Source organism: Cellulomonas septica (genome assembly GCF_012396155.1).
GTDB lineage: Bacteria > Actinomycetota > Actinomycetes > Actinomycetales > Cellulomonadaceae > Cellulomonas > Cellulomonas septica.
The window spans coordinates 1-1,482 of the sequence record NZ_JAAXOY010000778.1; the positions used below are offsets into that span (position 1 = coordinate 1).

The window sequence follows — 1,482 nt, forward strand, 5'->3', positions numbered from 1 at the left end:
AGCGCGTCGTCGACGGGTCCCTGGGCAGCCGACGCGATCGCGCGGGCGACCGGGTGCTCGGCGAGCTGCTCGACGGCGGCGGCGTAGCGCAGGGCGTCGTCGCGCGTCGTGCCCGCGACGGGCAGGACGTCGACCAGCGCCATGCGGCCCTCGGTCACCGTGCCGGTCTTGTCGAGCACGACGGTGTCGACGGTGCGCGTGCTCTCGAGGATCTCGGGACCCTTGATGAGGATGCCGAGCTGCGCGCCGCGGCCGGTGCCGACCAGGAGCGCGGTCGGCGTCGCGAGCCCGAGGGCGCAGGGGCACGCGATGATGAGGACGGCGACGGCGGCGGTGAACGCGGCCTGCACCGAGCCGCCCGTGAGCAGCCACGCGGCGAGCGTCCCCACGGCGAGCACGAGCACGACCGGCACGAAGACCGCCGAGATGCGGTCCGCGAGCCGCTGCACGGGTGCCTTGCCGGTCTGTGCCGCGGCGACGAGCCGGCCGATCTGGGCCAGCCGCGTCTCCTCGCCGACGCGCGTCGCGCGCACGACGAGCGCACCCGAGGTGTTGACGGTCGCGCCGGTGACCTCGTCGCCGGGACCCACGTCCACGGGGACGGGCTCGCCGGTGAGCAGCGACGTGTCGAGCGCGCTGGTGCCGGACACCACGACGCCGTCGGTCGCGACCTTCTCGCCGGGGCGCACGGTGAACTCGTCGCCGACGCTCAGTCGAGCGACCGGGACACGCTGCTCGACGCGGCGCCCGTCCGGGCCCGTGACCAGCAGCGCGACGTCCTTCGCGCCCAGGTCGAGCAGCGCGCGCAGCGCGTCGCCCGCACGGCGGCGGGAGCGGTGCTCGGCGTAGCGGCCGGCCAGCAGGAACGTCGTGACGACGGCCGCGACCTCGAAGTACAGCTCGGGCATCGCCTCGCCGTGGCCGGTGTCGGCCGCGGGGAACAGCGTCGGCGTCATGGTCACGCCGAGCTCGCCCGTGCCGCCGAGCAGCAGCGCCCACAACGACCAGCCGGTCGCCGCGACGATGCCGATCGACACGAGGGTGTCCATGGTCGACGCGCGGTGCCGGGCCGCGCGTGCGGCGGCCTTGTGGAACGGCCAGGCCGCCCACGTCGCGACCGGGAGCGCGAGCGCGGCGACGACCCACTGCCACCCTGTGAACTGGAGCGCGGGGATCATCGAGAGCAGCAGGACGGGGACCGTGAGGACGGTCGCGACGCGCAGCCGGCGGCGCAGGTCGGTGCCGCGCGCGTCCGTCGGGGCCGAGGTGTCCTCGTCGGCGTCCATCTCGTGCCCGGGCGCCATGGAGTGACCCGAGAGCGCGTGCTCGAACGGGTCCATGCCGTGCGCGTGCCCGCCCTCGTGAGCGGCCGGGACCGTCGCCGCTCCGTGACCGGCGTGCTCGACCGTCGCGTGCGGGTCGACGACGCGCGTGCCCGGCTCCGGCGCTGACTCGTGGTGCGCCGCGTCGTGACCGCCGTGG

At 75.8% G+C, this 1,482-nt stretch carries 1 protein-coding gene; it reads right to left on the reverse strand.

What is annotated here, in order from left to right; translation table 11 throughout:
• On the reverse strand, window positions 1–1,482 hold a 1,482-nt coding region (locus HGA02_RS19060), incomplete at both ends, for an HAD-IC family P-type ATPase (protein WP_168680936.1).